At 70.9% G+C, this 16,754-nt stretch carries 17 protein-coding genes and 1 pseudogene; 9 read left to right on the top strand and 9 right to left on the bottom strand.

The window, feature by feature from the left end:
• Positions 1-364: 364 nt before the first annotated feature.
• The 9 genes from PV679_RS28010 to PV679_RS27970 all read right to left on the bottom strand — a co-directional run bounded on the left by PV679_RS28010 (position 365) and on the right by PV679_RS27970 (position 9,123).
• The gene (locus PV679_RS28010; protein WP_319683217.1) at positions 365-1,552 is read right to left on the bottom strand and encodes a phosphopentomutase; all 1,188 of its coding nucleotides are present in this window, start codon (positions 1,550-1,552) and stop codon (positions 365-367) included.
• On the bottom strand, positions 1,549-2,724 hold the full coding sequence (locus PV679_RS28005) for an alanine racemase (RefSeq protein WP_319683215.1): 1,176 nt from the start codon (positions 2,722-2,724) through the stop codon (positions 1,549-1,551). Before PV679_RS28005 ends, PV679_RS28010 begins: the two co-directional genes overlap by 4 nt.
• Before the next feature lie 2 nt (positions 2,725-2,726).
• Complete coding sequence (locus tag PV679_RS28000; RefSeq protein WP_319683214.1) at positions 2,727-3,830, bottom strand: aminotransferase class V-fold PLP-dependent enzyme; 1,104 nt, start codon at positions 3,828-3,830, stop codon at positions 2,727-2,729.
• 1 nt (position 3,831) lies between these two features.
• Positions 3,832-4,821, bottom strand: a complete 990-nt coding sequence (locus tag PV679_RS27995; protein WP_319683213.1) for a phosphotriesterase — start codon at positions 4,819-4,821, stop codon at positions 3,832-3,834.
• 30 nt (positions 4,822-4,851) lie between these two features.
• On the bottom strand, positions 4,852-6,213 hold the full coding sequence (locus tag PV679_RS27990; protein WP_319683211.1) for a YhfT family protein: 1,362 nt from the start codon (positions 6,211-6,213) through the stop codon (positions 4,852-4,854).
• Positions 6,214-6,249: 36 nt separating this feature from the next.
• The gene (locus tag PV679_RS27985; protein ID WP_319683210.1) at positions 6,250-6,606 is read right to left on the bottom strand and encodes a DUF2620 domain-containing protein; all 357 of its coding nucleotides are present in this window, start codon (positions 6,604-6,606) and stop codon (positions 6,250-6,252) included.
• Between the two features lie 69 nt (positions 6,607-6,675).
• Positions 6,676-7,050, bottom strand: coding sequence for a transcriptional antiterminator (locus PV679_RS27980; RefSeq protein ID WP_319683209.1), 375 nt, complete (start codon positions 7,048-7,050; stop codon positions 6,676-6,678).
• A 137-nt stretch (positions 7,051-7,187) separates the two neighbouring features.
• A complete protein-coding gene (gene yhfZ / locus PV679_RS27975) occupies positions 7,188-8,126 on the bottom strand; it encodes a GntR family transcriptional regulator YhfZ (protein WP_319683208.1) in 939 nt (312 codons plus the stop codon).
• Positions 8,127-8,238: 112 nt separating this feature from the next.
• The gene (locus PV679_RS27970; protein WP_319683206.1) at positions 8,239-9,123 is read right to left on the bottom strand and encodes a methyltransferase domain-containing protein; all 885 of its coding nucleotides are present in this window, start codon (positions 9,121-9,123) and stop codon (positions 8,239-8,241) included.
• A 210-nt stretch (positions 9,124-9,333) separates the two neighbouring features.
• Between PV679_RS27970 and proS the strand changes: the two genes are divergently transcribed.
• The 9 genes and pseudogenes from proS to lepB (PV679_RS27925) all read left to right on the top strand — a co-directional run bounded on the left by proS (position 9,334) and on the right by lepB (PV679_RS27925) (position 16,512).
• Entirely contained in the window at positions 9,334-10,749 is a 1,416-nt protein-coding gene (proS, locus tag PV679_RS27965) for a proline--tRNA ligase (RefSeq protein WP_319683205.1), read from the top strand.
• Positions 10,750-10,969: 220 nt separating this feature from the next.
• Positions 10,970-11,563, top strand: coding sequence for a hypothetical protein (locus PV679_RS27960; protein ID WP_066950741.1), 594 nt, complete (start codon positions 10,970-10,972; stop codon positions 11,561-11,563).
• A 197-nt stretch (positions 11,564-11,760) separates the two neighbouring features.
• Entirely contained in the window at positions 11,761-12,207 is a 447-nt protein-coding gene (rpsP, locus tag PV679_RS27955; RefSeq protein WP_319683204.1) for a 30S ribosomal protein S16, read from the top strand.
• Between the two features lie 2 nt (positions 12,208-12,209).
• Complete coding sequence (locus PV679_RS27950; RefSeq protein ID WP_020868149.1) at positions 12,210-12,449, top strand: RNA-binding protein; 240 nt, start codon at positions 12,210-12,212, stop codon at positions 12,447-12,449.
• 203 nt (positions 12,450-12,652) lie between these two features.
• The gene (gene rimM / locus PV679_RS27945) at positions 12,653-13,243 is read left to right on the top strand and encodes a ribosome maturation factor RimM (protein WP_319683201.1); all 591 of its coding nucleotides are present in this window, start codon (positions 12,653-12,655) and stop codon (positions 13,241-13,243) included.
• Positions 13,243-14,064 carry a tRNA (guanosine(37)-N1)-methyltransferase TrmD gene (trmD, locus tag PV679_RS27940; protein WP_319683199.1) on the top strand — a complete coding sequence of 274 codons (822 nt, stop codon included), beginning with the start codon at positions 13,243-13,245 and terminating at the stop codon, positions 14,062-14,064. Before rimM ends, trmD begins: the two co-directional genes overlap by 1 nt.
• A gap of 131 nt (positions 14,065-14,195) precedes the next feature.
• Positions 14,196-14,546 carry a 50S ribosomal protein L19 gene (gene rplS / locus PV679_RS27935; RefSeq protein ID WP_319683198.1) on the top strand — a complete coding sequence of 117 codons (351 nt, stop codon included), beginning with the start codon at positions 14,196-14,198 and terminating at the stop codon, positions 14,544-14,546.
• A gap of 71 nt (positions 14,547-14,617) precedes the next feature.
• Positions 14,618-15,397 (top strand): signal peptidase I, encoded by a 780-nt coding sequence (lepB, locus tag PV679_RS27930; protein ID WP_319683197.1) that lies wholly within the window; start codon positions 14,618-14,620, stop codon positions 15,395-15,397.
• A pseudogene (gene lepB / locus PV679_RS27925) lies at positions 15,390-16,512 on the top strand (signal peptidase I). Before lepB (PV679_RS27930) ends, lepB (PV679_RS27925) begins: the two are co-directional and overlap by 8 nt.
• Positions 16,513-16,754: the final 242 nt, after the last annotated feature.

Below are 16,754 nucleotides of genomic sequence, written 5' to 3'. Positions count from 1 at the left end.
GTGAAGGGGGTCGTGCAGGGGTGGTGTCCGGGACGTAAAGCGTGATTTGTGGCGCACGACTACGAGTCACTCGGCAACCGGCTCGCACGCGCCGTAAATCATGCAGTCCAGGACACCACCGCGGAACGACACCCGGCCACAACCCGCACCGCACCACCGGCCCGCGCCCAGACCGGACCGCAACCCCCGCCGGAGGCGACCCGCACCACCGGCCTCCGCCCAGACCGGACCGCAACCCCCGCCGGAGGCGACCCGCACCGCACCACCGGCCTCCGCCCAGACCGGACCGCAACCCCCGCCGGAGGCGACCCGCACCGCACCACCGGCCCGCGCCCAGACCGGACCGCAACCCCCGCCGCAGGCGTTACCCGAGGTCCAGCCCCAGCGACGCCGCCGCCATCGCACCCACGTCCGCCAGCGAAGGCGCGTCCGGCAGCAGCTTCACTCCCGTCGCTCCCGCCCGGTACATCAGCACCGGCACATACTCGCGGGTGTGGTACGCGTGTCCGATCGTCGGATCGTTGCCGTGGTCGCCCGTCACGATCAGCCGGTCGCCGTCCCTGTCCAGCAGTCCGGTCAGCGCCGCCAGCCCCGCGTCCGTCTGCTCCAGGATCCGGCCGTAGCGCTCGGTGTCCTGCTGGTGTCCGGCGAGGTCCGTCTCCTGGACGTTCGCGACGACGAGCCCGTCGACCCCGGCGCGTACCGCCTCCAGCGTGTGTGCGAGCACGTCCGCCGTCGCGACCGCGGGCCGCCGTACGGCCGCCTCGCTCGCCAGGATGTCCGCCGCCTTGCCGATCAGCGTGACCGGGATCCCGGACCGCGCCGCCAGGTTCGGAAGCTGGCGGTCGTGGTCGATGTCCGCGCCGAGGTGCCGCACCTGAAGGCCGCCGTTGCGGTAGAAGCCGCTCGCCGGAGTGTCGAGCCCGGTCGTGCCGCCGTCTCCGGCGCGTACATACGCGGCGAGCGGCCCGTCCGCGTGGCCGCCGACGGCGATCACCCGGGCGACGGGCGCCACGGTCCGCACCGTACGGGCGATGGCGAGGATCCCGTCGAAGGGCAGGTCGTCCAGGCGTCCCGAGGCGTTCCAGTTGATGCCCGGGTCCGCCTCCAGGTTGTCGTGGACCAGTACGGCGCCGTCGACCACCAGCAGCGGGCGGCCGTCGAGCGGCTCCACGAGATGTCCCGCGGACTTCAGGGCGGCGGTCACGTCGGAGAGGTGCTCCGCGAGCCGGGCCACGGTCACCCGGCTGAAGTCCGCGCCCATCATGGTCTGGTGGCCGGCGAACGTGTCCGCGCCCGGGTAGCCGAGCGCGGCCCGTCCCACGGCCAGCGGCAGCGAGGTGCGCCGGGCCAGGTCCGGGTGCGGATGGACCAGGCCGAGCCCCAGCGCGCCGAGAGCGGGCAGTCGCAGCGGCCGGCCCAGCGCCTCGCGGCAGTGGTCCAGGACATGCCCGCAGGTGTCGGCGGCGAGATCGCCGGGCCGCAGCGTCCCCGCGTCCGGCATGGCGCCGATTCCGAAGCCGTCGATGACGACGATGACGGTCCTGCTCATACGGTGGCTCCTTGCAGCGCCCGGCCCTGGGAGTCGTACAGACCGGTCAGCCGGGGCTTCCCGGTGGCGAGTCCGGCGACGACGGCGACGGTCGAGCGGGTGACGAAGATCTGCGTGCGGAAGGCGAGCACGGCGGTGTCCCCGGCCCGGACCTCGCCGGACGACGGCGCGTCCAGCAGCCGGTAGTAGTCGATGTTCTCGGCGGGCGCGGCCTGTACGGGCAGCCGGAGGCCGGTACGCGGCAGCAGCGCGTCGCGGATGCCGGCCCGCGCGTAGAAGCCGCCGCCGTAGATCGCGGGCCGGCCGTCGGCCAGGGTGTGGGCGACCTCGCTGACGTAGACATAGGCGGGCTGTTCCGGCTGGCGCGGATCGGCCGCGTGCAGCGGCGTGGTGCCGGTGAGCGCGTGACCGGGCTCGCCGTGGGTCGCGCCCAGCCGGGCCAGCAGCGGCAGAGTCGCCATGGAGGTGACGCTGGGAGCGGAGAGCGCCAGCCCGTCGTGGCCGCGCCCGGTCAGCAGGTCCCGGCCCTTGAGGGCGAGTTCGAAATTGGCGGTCGGGGCGGGCAGATTGGTCGCCGGATCGCAGAGCACACACGGGAACGCGGTGACGCCCGCGATCCGGATGCCGGGCAGTCGTTCCGCGGCGGCGGCGAAGTCGTCCAGCGCGTCGAGCGGGACGCCGCCCTCCTGGCCCGGGTAGACGGTTCCGGCCGCTCCTTCGAGCCGTACGAACACGTCCTGGACGAAGCCGAGATCACGCGCGGTGTCCGAGACGGCGCGCGCGTTGGCGAGATCGAAGACGGTCACGGCCTCGGGCCGCCAGGCGAGCATCTCGGGCAGGGCCCGGTGCGGGATCTGTACGAGATGGCCGAGGTTGCCGGGGGCCGCGCCGGTGGCGCGCAGGGTGCGCGCCTCGGACGGGTCGATCGCGGCGAACCGCGGGATGTGCCGGGCGACGGCCCGGATCAGCGCGGGATTGCGGCCGAACTGCTTGACCACGAACCACAGCGAGAGTCCGAGCCGTTCCGCCTCGGCCGCCAGCAGCGCGGCGTTGGCTTCGACGGCGTCGGCGTCCATCACATAGGTGTCGGGCGGGATGGCACCGGACCGGTGGAGCGCGGTCGCGGTGTCGACGAGCGCGGCGTTGCGGGTGAGGACGGTGTCGAGGAACACGATCAGCCCTTCAGGTCGTGCAGCGAACGGCGGAGGATCTCGATCACGAGATCGGCTCCGGCCCGCATGGGGTTGATCCGTACGGTCCAGTCGGCGAGTCCGGGCGCGTCGTCGAGCGATGAGCTGGACATCCGGTAGACGAGCGGGGCGATCTCGTAGCGGGAGTTGGAGCCCACGGGATAGGGCGCGGCGCCGTGCCGCGCGGCGGCGGCGGGCAGTTCACGGGCCACGGGCCGGTCGAGCCGTACCAGCAGACAGCGGTCCTGGACGTTGGCGACGCGCACCTCGGCGACGCCGGGCACCTCACCGGCGGTGAGGCGTTCCGCGATCTCGGCGCCGGTCCGGGACTGGAGCGCCCACATGACGGGGACATGGGTGAGTGCGCGCAGCGCGTCGAGCGCCTGATGGCCCTGGACCTGGCCGCCGCCCGAGTAGTTGTCCGCACGGATGTGCTCCATGAGATCGCGGGCGCCGACGACCGCGCCGACGCCTTCGGGACCGTGCAGTTTGAACAGCGAGAAGCAGGAGGCGTCCGCGCCGAGTTCCACTCCGGAGGCGGGCACGCGCATCACCGCGTAGTTGTCGTCGACGACCGTCCGGACACCGGCGGCGCGGCAGGCCGCGAGCACCTCGCCCGGATCGTAGGAGTCGGCGAGCCGCTGCCGGCTGTGCTGGACGTACGCCCAGGCGAATCCGCCTGATTCCAGGGCCTCCTGGAGCGCCGTACGGTCGTTGAAGTCCACCTCGGTGGTGCGGACGCCCAGTCCGCGCAGGGTCACGGCGGTCGTCCGGTAGACCGGGGCCCGGTGGATCAGCAGCGGGTCGCCGGGAGAGACGGCGCCCTGCAACGCGGCCCGGATCGCGCCCGTACCGGCGCCCTGGACGAGCGCCGCGTCCTCCGCGCCGAAGTAGTCCGCGAGGACGGCCTCGACGCGCGCGGTCGTACGGGGCCGGCCGAGCCCCGGCACCACGCCGGCGTCCGCCTCGAAGAGCTGGGGTCCCTCGAAGTGCGCGGCGGTCTTTTCGAGCAGTCTGAACTGCCGCTGGACCGCGTCCTCCAGAGGGACCGTCGCCAGCGGGAAGGTCGGCGGAAGCTGTACGGACATCTCAGATCTCCTCGGCATCGACGGCGGCGCCGGTCAGGAAGCGCAGCGGATTGCGGCGCGTCATCAGGTCGATCAGGTCCTCGTCCACTCCCGCCGCGCGCACCTTGGGCAGGAAGGAGCGGAAGAGATGCGCGTAGCCCTGGCCGCCCTCCGACTCCAGATAGCCGTGGCGGGAGATGTCACAGCTCAGCAGGGTGCGGTCGGCGTGTCCGGCCTCCAGCGCCGCCAGCAGCAGCCGCAGCCTGGTGTCGTCGCTCTGGTAGCTCTCCTTGCCGACGGTGTCGAAAGCGACATACGCGCCGCTCGCGGCCAGTTCGCGGTGGACGGCCGGGTCGTCGAGCAGGTCCTGGTGGCCGATGGAGATCCGGTGCGGTTCCAGTCCCGCGCCGGTGAGCAGCTCCAGTTGGGCGAGTCCTCCGTGTCCGAGCTGGGCGTGGGTGGCGACGGACAGGCCGGTGGCGAGGGCCGCGTGGGCCGAGGCGAGAAGCGAACGGCGCTCGGGCTCGCTCGGCCGGTCGCCGTGGCTGCCGATCTCGCCGAGCACGCCGGGCCTGACGCGGGTGCCGTCGAGTCCCTCCTCGATCTCCTGGACGAGGGCCGCGGTGAGCCGCTCGACGCTCGTGTCCGCGATCTCGTCCGGATGGAACGCTTCGTAGTACCAGCCGGTCGCCGCGACCACCGCGACGCCGGACTCCGCGGCGACACGGGCCAGCGCGCGCGGATCGCGGCCCATGCCTCTGCAGGTCAGCTCGACGACCAGGGAGAGCCCGAACTCGGCGCGCAGGGAGGCGAGTTCGGCGGTGACGGCCGACCGGTGGCGTCCGGCGCCGAGGACGGCGGCGCCGTCGCCCGTCCGGTCGAGGTCGAGCACGAGATGTTCGTGGGAGAGGGCCGGGCCGCGCACGGCGGAGACGGGCAGCGGCCCGGCGACGGTTTCGATGTGGTGGCGGGTGTGGGGGACCGGGGAGCCTTCCCCGGGGTGGTGCTGCATGGTGCGGGTGCCTTCCTGGCGTACCTGTGATCAGCCCTTCAGCGGGGTGAACAGGTCCAGCCAGTAGAGGATGTTGAGAAGTACGCCGCCGGCGATGACGGCCGCGGGCGCCGCCGCCATCCGCACCACCGGCCGGCCCATCGCCTCGTTGAGGAGATAGAGGCCGCCGACGATGAGGATCGCCAGCCCGCCGCCCATGACATTGGCCGCGAGCAGTGAGCCGAAGAGGATCGCGAGCGACAGTGTTTCGGTGATCGCGCCGCGAAGATGCTCGGAGGAGTCGCGCACGCTCGGCAGCTTGCCGAGGACCTTGCCGATGGACGACAGGGCCAGTACCTCCAGCGCGAAGACCACCGCGCCGACGACGGCGGCGAGGAACGGGTTCGGCATCAGATAGCCGATGGGGTAGACGAGCGTGAAGCCGGCGATGCCGTACGCACCGGAGGCCAGCGCGGTCGTCGCGATCAGCGGGACGAAGCCGAAGACCCGGTAGAAGTCGACCTGGGCGGCCTCGCCGTACTGCCCCTTCGCGATCAGGAAGCTGGTGGCCTCGCCGCCGCCGAATATGTGCATCTGCGCCAGCACACAGACTCCGGCGCCCAGCACCATGAACAGCGGCAGAAAGCGGCGCAGCCGCAGGGCGCTGGAGCTGAAGAGGGACGCCATCGGGTCGTCCGGCTCCTCGACGCCGGTGCCGGTGGTCCGCTCTCCGGCGGCCAGGGCCGCGGCCCGGTCGGCCTCTCGCCGCGCCAGGTCCTTCCTGACGGCGAAGCCGATGAGCAGCAGCACGCCGGCCGCCATCGCCAGGGAGCCGGCGAAGACATTGGGCCAGAGCTTCATGGTCATGATCACGAGGGCCAGTTCGAGCACGGCCGCGAGTCCGCCGCGCAGCCGGCCGAACTGCCGGGTGATGGCGAGCACCGGGAAGAGCGTGAACAGGAAGAGGATCGGGGTCGACATCTGCTGCATCGCCGTCAGGAAGTCGACGGGCAGATCGTGCGCCACCTCGTTGGCGCCGTTGAGGCCGAAGACGACCACCGCGCCCCACGCGCCGCCGAGCAGCGGCGCGAGCCACTTCCTGGGCGCGAGGATGCCCAGGATGTCGGTGGGCAGGAAGAGCAGCCACGGGTTGAGGACGCCGCTGGACAGGGCCATCGGTGCGCCGAGGCCGAAGATGAAGCCCGCGGAGAGCCCGAAGGACACCGCGGTGGTGGCGGTACGCGTGGAGCGTCCCTGGATGAAGTCGAGCATGAAGGGGCGTACGCCGTCATTGAATACGGCCAGTGCCATGTGCGAGATGAACGCGGTCAGCGCGCACAGGGCTATGACGGTCAGCTTCTGCGTCAGCGAGAAGTCCAGACTGGTGCTCGCTGCGAGGACGGTGGTGCTCACGGGCGTGGTCTCTCCTGTCCTGGCCGGCTTCGGCGGTCAGCCGCGCGCGGCGATCGCGCGGGCCATGACCGGCGCGATCACGTCGATCTGGTCGATGGCGAAGCCGAAGACCCGCTTGCCCTCCGCCAGCAGCGCCCCGACCTCGTCCTCGGTGGGAACGGAGCGGCCGAAGGTGTGGCAGAGAGGCTTGCCCAGCAGGCCGACGAGGACGCCGAGGGAGGCGCCGGCGCCGGTGTGGCAGGTGCCGAGGTAGTAGTCGGCCTGGCCGGCGCGGAGCTTCATCGCGGCGTCCATGTCGTTGGAGACCGTGATCTCCAGCCGGTCGAGTCCGAGCCGGCCGACGGTGTCCGCGACCTCGGTCTTGCCGAGGCCACCGGTGAGGATCTTCGTCATGGCTGATTCCTTCGTGCTCGTGGTCCGTGCTGTCGGGGGAGTGGGGCCGGGCGGGTGGGTGAGGCGGGATCAGGCGGATGAGTTCCGGGCGAGGACGGCGAGGTGCAGACCCAGGAAGTTGATCTCGGAGTCGGGCAGCGGCGCGCCCAGCTCCTTCTCCGCGCGCAGGGAGACGGCGCGTGCCCGCGCGACGGCGCCGGGATGTCCGGCGAGCTCCGCCGCGACCTGTTCGTCGGTCTGGAACTGCTCGATCGGCTCGCCGTCCAGGAGCCGGTCGAGCGCCATCATGAGATGGCTGGTGAGCATGCCCGCCGTGTCCTCGGTGACGGTGCGGCCCTCCGCGGCCAGAGCGTCGAGCTCGTCCGCGACAAACGCGGCGACCTCGGGCCTGACCTGGCCGCTCTCACGGAAGAGCTGGATACGGAGGGCGAGCTGGTCGTCCATGGTGCTCCTTTCCGCGGGTTCTTTCGATCCGCATTCGACAGTAACCAGGATTTTGTATTTTCATGACGGCCAAGGCCGGAGGTCCGTTCCGGGAGTGTCCTTCGGGTGTCCGGTTTATCCGGCGGGGCCGGTGGCGGTCAATACCAGGGCGTGCGCTCGCCGCGCAGCACCTCGGTCTGGACGGTGGTGATGACCGACAGGTCGAGGGAGTCGCGTACGGCGCCGAGCGCCTTCGCTCCCTCGGTCCTGCCGATGATCGCGGCGCTGGAGTTGCGCAGCGACAGATCGCGGGTGACCTCGTCGCCGAGCGGCTGTACGTCCACGCCCGTACCGAGCAGACCCGGCACCTCGTCGAGATTCCAGACGGTGGCATCGGCCAGGTCCCGCGCGAACAGCTCGCGTAGCTGCATGTACGACGCCTCGACCCAGGTGATGTCGCCGCGTCCGGCGAACACCCGCTCGGCGAGCATGCGCTGGTCCTCGGAGGTGTGGTCGACCGCGACCCGCAGCCCCGGGGTGTCCGGGTCCGCGCCGTGCCGCAGCAGCAGTCCGTGCGCTCCGACATAGGTGGCCGGGCCGAGATCCGCGACCAGCTCGACCGGATGCTCCTCGGTCAGCCGGTCGGCGGCGAAGCGCGAGAGCACTACCAGGTCGACCTTGCCTTCGAGCAGGGCGCCGGTACGGGCGCCGGCGCCGCGCATAAAGGTGATCGCGAAAGGGGCGCCGGCCTCCTCGAAGGCGGAGCGCAGCCCGGTGGCCAGGCCCTCGTAACGGCGGGAGTACGGCAGTGGCATCGCGGCCAGCAGTGTGCCGAGGCCGGACAGCCGCCACAGTATGGAGCGGTCGGAGCGGACGAGGAAGGTGCCGAGATGGCCCCGGGCCGTGGTCTCGATGGCCTCGGCCTTCTCCAGTAGCTGGAGCGCCGCCTGGACGGTGCCGTTTCCCACGCCCAGCTCCACGGCGAAGTCGCGGACGCGCGGCAGCCGGGTGTCCGGCTCGTGGTTCAGCAGGAGAACCGCGAGCTGCCGGGCCGCGAGGCCGTTGCGGGTCAGGAAACGCTCGTCAAAGCCTGTCACGGAAGAGACAGTAAACAGGATTCTGGATACTGGCAAGGGTCCCGGCGTCGGGCCCTGGAGTCCGGGCGTGCGGGGTTCTCAGGGCGTGCGGGCTTCGGTGTGTGCGGCGGGCTCAGGGCGTGCGCGCGATCAGATACCGGAACACATTGGGCATCCAGACCGTGCCGTCCCGCCGGACATGAGGATGGAGCGCCTCAGCGATCTCCTTCTCCACCTGCCGCCGGTCCGTCGCCCTGATCGCGCCGTCGAACACGCCGGTCGACAGCAGCCCGCGCACCGCGCTCTCCGTGTCCGCGTAGCCGAAGGGACAGGAGACCCGTCCCGAGCCGTCCGGCTCCAGACCGGCCCGCGCGGCGACATCCTCCAGATCGTCCCGGTGTGCCGGGCGCCAGCCGCCCTTGCGCAGCCGGTCGGTCAGCCGGCCCGCGATCCGCAGCACCGCGTCCGTGGCGCAGCGCTCCGGCGGACCCCAGCCGGCCAGCACCACCGGGGCGCCGCGCCGCGCCAGCGGTATCGCCGACCCGAGGGCCGGCCCGAGCCCGCGCACGCCGTCCGCCGCATGGCCGATCGGCTGGAACGCGGTGATCAGGTCGTACCGAGGACGGCCGGACCCGGCGGTGGCCTCGGCCATCCGGTCCACGGGCAGCAGCGTGCCGGTGGCCACCGGCGCGTCGCCGCCGTCCATGGCACGCTCGCCCGGCGCGCGCAGCCGCTCACGCGCCAGCGCGAGCCGCTCCTGGTCGGAGTCGACGCCGGTCACCCGCGCACCTCGCGCGGCCGCGAGCAGCAGCGCGAGCCCCGAGCCGCAGCCGAGCCCGAGCAGCCTGGTCCCGCCGTGGACCTCCAGGCGCTCGTACACCGCCTCGTAGAGCGGCACCAGCATCCGTTCCTGGATCTCGGCCCAGTCACGGGCGCGCTCGCTCAGGTCCGTACGGACCGGCGGCGCTCCCGCCGCGCCCGAAGGAAGCCGGTGGTGCTGGACGAGCGTACGTGTCATGGATAGCGCCCCAATCCGCCAAGAGGTCGGCAGTGCCCTGATTGACAGCCCCCGTGTACCTGCGCACGCACATCCCCCGTAAGCCAGAAAACTCCGCATCCGCGCCCGCGTCCAGTGCGTGAAGGGCAAAGCCGTGCATGCCCCGGGCGCACGCCCCGGCGCGCGCGGCTGATTCCTTCTCACCGGTCCGGTCGCCGTACGCTTTCCGCCATGGCGAAGGCACCTGTTCTCACCCCTCGGGCGGCCGATTTCCCCCGCTGGTACCAGGACTTGATCAACAAGGCCGAACTGGCCGACAACGGCCCGGTGCGCGGCACGATGGTGATTAGGCCGTACGGGTACGGCCTGTGGGAGCGGATGCAGCAGGAGCTGGACGCCCGGATCAAGGAGGCCGGCGCCGCCAACGCGTACTTCCCGCTCTTCATCCCGCAGTCGTATCTGACCCGCGAGGCCGAGCACGTCGAGGGTTTCGCGCCCGAGCTGGCGATCGTGACGCACGGCGGCGGCAAGGAGCTGGACGAGCCGGTCGTCGTCCGCCCCACCTCCGAGACCATCGTCAACGAGTACTTCTCCAAATGGGTGCGGAGCTATCGCGATCTGCCACTGCTCATCAACCAGTGGGCCAATGTCGTCCGCTGGGAGATGCGTCCCAGGGTCTTCCTGCGCACCACCGAGTTCCTCTGGCAGGAGGGCCACACCGCGCACGCCACCTACGAGGACGCCAGGGACTACGCCGCTCACATCCACCGGAACGTCTACGCCGACTTCATGGTCAATGTCCTCGGCATCGATGTCGTCCTGGGCCGCAAGACCGCCGGCGAGCGCTTCGCCGGCGCGATCAACACGCTGACCCTCGAAGGCATGATGGGTGACGGCAAGGCCCTCCAGATGGGCACGAGCCATGAGCTGGGCCAGAACTTCGCCCGGGCCTTCCACACCGAGTACCTGTCGAAGGAGGGCACCCAGGAGCTGGTCTGGCAGACCTCCTGGGGCTCCTCGACCCGGATGGTCGGCGGGCTGATCATGTCGCACGGCGACGACAACGGACTGCGCGTCCCGCCACGGCTCGCACCCGTCCAGGCCGTGGTCCTCGCGATCAAGGACGACGAGGCGGTGCTGGCGAAGGTCCGCGAGACCGGTGAGCGGCTCAGGGCCGCCGGGATCCGCGTCCGGCTCGACGACCGGACCGACACGCCCTTCGGCCGCCGAGCCGTCGACTGGGAGCTGAAGGGCGTGCCCGTACGGATCGAGATCGGCCCCCGCGATCTGGAGAGCGGCACCGCGATGCTCGCCCGCCGGATCCCCGGCGGCAAGGAGCCGGTGGCCACCGACGCGCTGGCCGCGCTGCTGCCCGGGATCCTGGAGGAGGACCAGGCGCTGCTGCTCAGGCAGTCCCGGGAGCTCCGCGAGTCCCGGACCGCCGAGGTCTCCACGGTCGAAGAGGCCGCCGAGGCCGCCGGCGGCGGCGGCTGGGCGCGCATCCCGTGGGCGACGCTGGGCCCGCGCGGCGAAGCGGCGCTCGCCGGGCGAGGAGTGACCGTACGGTGCCTGATCGCCGAGGACGGGTCGGTGCCGGAATCGGATGATGCGCCGGGTACTGTCGCCCTCGTGGCTCGCGCCTACTGAAGCCCCTCTTGCCGCAGGAAAAAGCCGGTGTACGTAGATCGCCTACGCGTCGAAGCGTACGAGGCGCTACGTACCGGCTTGGGCGGAGCTGTGAGACTTCTCCGCAGATCAGCGCACCCGCCCTCGTCCGGACGCATCAATGGCAACTGACGGGTACGTGCAAATTATTTGGGATGCCCCGTAATGGAACCCGGGAGCGTTCCGGCTCGTTGTTCACGACGTGAGCACGACACCACCTGTTCTCGCCGCAGAGCTGGCACAGGCGTGGGCCGATATTCAGCGGTCCCACCCCGAGCTGCCGGATCTTGCCGCGCCAGAGTCCCTGATCGGAGAGTCGTCGTCCGCCTGCGGCGCCGAACTCTCCTTCGAACGACTGCTTCACGAAGCGGTCCATGGCATCGCCGCCGCGAGAGGCGTCCGCGACACCTCGCGCGCGGGCCGCTATCACAACCGCCGATTCCTGGCCATCGCCGAGGAGATGGGCCTTGATCATCCCGAGGAGCCGCATCCCAGCAGCGGTTTCTCCCTGGTCTCGCTGAGCCCCGAGGCGAAGCGGCGGTACCGTCCCACCATCGAGCGGCTCCAGCGCGCCCTCAAGGCGCACACGGTCGCGACGGCCGCCGACACCAAGCGCAGCTTCCGCGGTCCCGCCGCGCGGCACGGCTCGTCCGGCGGCGGAGTGCGCGTCAAAGCGGTCTGCGACTGCGGCCGTAACGTCCGCGTCGTTCCCTCAGTCCTCGCCCAGGCGCCGATCGTCTGCGGTGGCTGTGGCAAGCCGTTCCGTATCCCGGAAGTGGTCGGGGCCGCGAGCTGAGTCCCCGGGGCCGGAGCGGTCCATCGTCCGGGTCATGCCCCGCCGCGGGTGTGTGGCAGAATGGCCAGCCGTACTCGACAGTCGCACAGGACCCCTCTCTCCTCCGGCTGACGCGTCCATCGGGCGGATCGGGTACCGCAACCCCACGCGGCATCCCTTTGCGCCCAACCACGTCAAGACCAGGAGACACCACTCCAGTGGCAGTCAAGATCAAGCTGAAGCGTCTGGGCAAGATCCGTTCGCCTCACTACCGCATCATCGTCGCCGACTCCCGTACCCGCCGTGACGGCCGGGCCATCGAGGAGATCGGTCTGTACCACCCGGTGCAGAACCCTTCGCGTATCGAGGTCGACTCGGACCGCGCGCGTTACTGGCTGTCCGTCGGCGCCCAGCCGACCGAGCCGGTTCTCGCGATCCTCAAGCTCACCGGTGACTGGCAGGCGCACAAGGGCCTTCCGGCCCCGGCGCCGCTGCTCCAGCCGGAGCCGAAGGCCGACAAGCGCGCCCTCTTCGAGGCCGCGCTGAAGGACTCCGGCGACGAGCCCAAGGGTGAGGCGATCACCCAGAAGGCGAAGAAGACCGACAAGAAGGCCGACGAAGCCGGTACCGAGTCTTCGGCCGCCGCCGAGTCGACCGAGGCCTGAGCATGCTCGAGGAGGCTCTCGAGCACCTCGTGAAGGGCATCGTCGACAACCCGGACGAAGTGCAGGTGGCCTCGCGCAACCTGCGCCGCGGCCGTGTGCTGGAGGTCCGGGTCCATCCCGACGACCTCGGCAAGGTGATCGGCCGTAACGGCCGCACCGCACGTGCTCTGCGGACTGTCGTGGGCGCCATTGGCGGCCGTGGCATCCGCGTCGACCTCGTCGACGTGGATCAGGTGCGCTGACACAGCAGAACACCGGCACGGGCCGGGGAGGGCGTCCGCCTTCTCCGGCCCGTGCCCGTTTGTCGTGTGCGCGGACGACCGCGGCCTGACGTGCGGCGCGTGACCGCGCGGCCGTCGGACCGCGACCATCAATCGAGGAACCACCGCGGCGAACGACACGTCCGCGACAGCGGCGGCGGTCCCGCCGTACAGAAGGGGCTTACGTGCAGTTGGTAGTCGCGCGGATCGGTCGCGCCCACGGCATCAAGGGTGAGGTCACCGTGGAGGTGCGTACGGACGAGCCGGAACTGCGGCTCGGACCGGGCGCCGTACTCGCCACGGACCCGGCGTCGGCCGGACCTCTGACGATCGAGACCGGCCGGGTGCACAGCGGCAGGCTGCTGCTCCGCTTCGACGGCGTGCGCGACCGTACGGGCGCCGAGGCCCTGCGCAATGTGCTGCTCATCGCCGAGATCGACCCGGAGGAGCTTCCCGAGGACCCGGAGGAGTTCTACGACCATCAGCTCATGGACCTGGATGTCGTCCTGGCCGACGGTACGGAGATCGGCCGGATCACCGAGATCTCGCACCTTCCGTCGCAGGACCTGTTCATCGTGGAACGGCCCGACGGCAGCGAGGTGATGATCCCCTTCGTCGAGGAGATCGTCACCGAGATCGACCTGGAGGAGCAGCGGGCCGTCATCGACCCGCCGCCGGGACTGATCGACGACAGCGAGGCCGACAGCGAGTCCGGCGGCGAGGCCGACGGTGAGAACACCGGCGGCCACCGCGCGACCGACGGGGACGACGACTGATGCGGCTCGATGTCGTCACGATCTTCCCGGAGTACCTGGAGCCGCTGAACGTCTCCCTCGTCGGCAAGGCGCGTGCGCGCGGCCGGCTCGGCGTACACGTACACGACCTCCGGGAGTGGACGTACGACCGGCACAACACCGTCGACGACACGCCCTACGGCGGCGGTCCCGGCATGGTCATGAAGACCGAGCCCTGGGGACACGCCCTGGACGAGGTGCTGGCGGACGGCTATGAGGCCGGTGCGCACAGCCCGGTCCTGGTCGTCCCCACTCCGAGCGGCCGGCCCTTCACCCAGAAGCTGGCCGTGGAACTCTCCGAGCGGCCCTGGCTGCTCTTCACGCCCGCTCGCTACGAGGGCATCGACCGCCGGGTCATCGACGAGTACGCGACCCGGATACCGGTCTACGAGGTGTCCATCGGTGACTATGTGCTGGCCGGCGGCGAGGCCGCCGTGCTGGTCGTCACCGAGGCCGTGGCCCGGCTGCTGCCCGGAGTCCTCGGCAACGCCGAGTCGCACCGCGACGACTCCTTCGCTCCCGGCGCGATGGCCGATCTGCTGGAGGGGCCCGTCTACACCAAGCCGCCGGAGTGGCGCGGGCGCGGGATTCCGGACGTCCTGCTCAGCGGCCACCACGGCAGGATCGCGCGCTGGCGGCGGGACGAGGCCTTCCGCCGTACCGCTCTCAACCGGCCCGATCTGATCGAACGCTGCGACGCCGCGGCCTTCGACAAGAAGGACCGCGAGACCCTCTCCATCATGGGCTGGGCACCGGAGCCCGGTGGCCGATTTTGGCGCAGGCCCGAGGCCATGGAAGAATGAGCCGCTGCTGTACGTCCGGAGTGCGCCCCTGCCACAGGGGGAACGACGCCCGCCCGACGCGAACGGCATCCTCAGACTCTCATTTCGATATCCGCTGATGACCTGTGGCATCAGCGAGGAAGCAGACCATCATGGCCAGCCTGCTCGACACTGTCGACGCCTCGTCGCTCCGCAGCGACCTCCCCGCCTTCCGTCCCGGTGACACCGTGAACGTCCACGTACGGGTCATCGAGGGCAACCGCTCCCGTATCCAGCAGTTCAAGGGCGTGGTCATCCGCCGCCAGGGCTCGGGCGTCCGCGAGACCTTCACGGTCCGCAAGGTCTCCTTCTCCGTCGGCGTCGAGCGGACCTTCCCGGTGCACAGCCCGATCTTCGAGAAGATCGAGCTCGTGAGCCGCGGTGACGTCCGTCGCGCCAAGCTTTACTACCTCCGTGAGCTGCGCGGCAAGGCCGCGAAGATCAAGGAGAAGCGCGACAGGTAAGCCCGCGCCGACCGGGCCGAGAACTGACTCGCACCCGGGTTCAGCGGGCCGCCGGATAAGCTCTGGGCCCGATGGACACCGAAGCACAGCACGCGGAGCGCGACCGCTCCTCCCAGTCCCCCGCCGGGACGGAGGAGCGGTCGCGCTTCGCGCGTTTTCGCGGATCCCTGGTTTCGCCGGACGCCGGGCCGTCCTGGCGCCGGGCGGGGCTGTCCGGTGTGGCCTGTGTGCTCTTCGTACTGCTGCTGAGCACCTTCGTGGTGCAGCCCTTCATGATCCCCAGCGGCTCGATGGAGCCCACGCTCCAGATCGGGGACCGGGTGCTGGTCAACAAGCTGGCCTACGACTTCGGCGGCGCGCCGGACCGCGGCGACGTGGTGGTCTTCGACGGCACCGGGTCCTTCGTCCAGAGCCCGGCCGAGGAGAACCCCGTCACCGGGCTGCTGCACGGTGCGGCCACCGCGCTGGGACTCGCCGGACCCGCCGAGACCGACTTCGTGAAGCGGGTGGTCGGCGTGGGCGGTGATCGCGTGGTCTGCTGCGACACGGCGGGCAGCCTTGAGGTGAACGGCCACGCGGTGGAGGAGCGGTATCTCTACTTCGGGGACGCGCCCTCCCGTGTTCCCTTCGACATCGTCGTACCTCAGGGAACCCTCTGGGTCCTGGGCGACCACCGCGGCAATTCGCGTGACTCGCGGGATCATCTCGGCGAGCCCGGCGGTGGCATGGTGCCCGTGGACAAGGTTGTCGGCCGAGTGGACTGGATCGGCTGGCCGCTGGGCCGCTGGTCCTCGCTGCCGCCGACCGACGCCTTCCGGGACGTACGGGATCCGGGCGGCGCCCATGGGTAAGCGCGGACGCCCCGCCGGCCACGGGCCGGACACCGGACTGCCGACCGGCACCCGGGCCACCGGCGGCCGGCCGCTGCCGGGCCGGGCCGAGCGGCGCAAGCTCGCCCGCAAGGTCAAGCGCCGCCGTCGCCGGTCGGCGGTGACGGAGATACCGCTGCTGATCACCGTGGCGCTGCTGATCGCGCTCGTCCTGAAGACCTTCCTCGTACAGGCCTTTGTGATTCCGTCGGGTTCGATGGAACAGACGATCAAGATCAGTGACCGGGTCCTGGTGGACAAACTCACACCGTGGTTCGGCTCGAAGCCGACGCGCGGCGATGTCGTCGTCTTCAAGGACCCGGGCGGCTGGCTCCACGGCGAGCAGACTCCGCCGGACGACTCACCGGTCGTCGTGAAGCAGGTCAAACAGGGTCTGACCTTTATCGGGCTGCTGCCGTCCGCCGACGAGCAGGACCTGATCAAGAGGGTCGTCGCGGTCGGCGGCGACACCGTCAAGTGCTGTGACAAGGACGGCAGGGTCACCGTCAACGGCGTACCGCTCACCGAGCCGTATCTCCACCCGGGCAACGCGCCCTCGCAGCTCTCCTTCGAGGTGAATGTCCCGGCCGGGCGGATCTTCGTGATGGGGGATCATCGGGAGCTTTCGGCCGATTCCCGCTTCCATCTGGATGACACGTACCGTGGCACGGTCTCCGAGGACGAGGTCGTCGGGCGTGCGGTCGTGATCGCGTGGCCGTTCGCTCACTGGCGCCGGCTGGAGGAACCCGAGACATATGCTTCGGTTCCTGACGCGCGCGCCGCGCCCGCGACGGCAGTGGGGCCGTCGAATAGTCTTTCCTCTCAGGATCTGAACGGATTGATCCTGCTCCCGAGCCCTGCGGAACTCCCGCTCGTTATGGGAGTGGTGGGCCTGTCCCGACTCCGGGGCAGACGTTCGCATGGAGTAATCGCACGGACTAAGGAGTGAATGTGGGGGAAGTGGCGGTCGGCGCACGGTCCGGACACGAAGGTGCCGAGGAGGGACAGCAGCAGCTCGCCGAGTCGCCCGCCGTCTTGACGGACGATACGACGGAACCCCGGAGCGGCGAGGCCGCGGAGGCCGGGACAGGACCTGAGGCCGCTGCCGGTGAGGAACCCGGGAAGGGCACAGGACCGGGGTCCGGGACCGAGGCCGGGACCGAGGCCGGGACCGGCCCGGAGACACAGCCGGAGACCGGTACGGAAGCCGGAGCCGGGCCCGAGGCGAGTGCGACGCCGGGCACCGGGACGGTGCCGGAGGCCGGTGCGGAGCCGGACACCGCCGCGGAGGTCAAGGACGAGACCGGCCCGGGAGCGGGCGCGGAGCCCGTGACGGAAG

Source organism: Streptomyces sp. AK02-01A, assembly GCF_033795305.1.
GTDB lineage: Bacteria > Actinomycetota > Actinomycetes > Streptomycetales > Streptomycetaceae > Streptomyces.
Note: the sequence above shows the minus strand (reverse complement) of the source record. Positions and strands in the feature narration are given on the sequence as shown.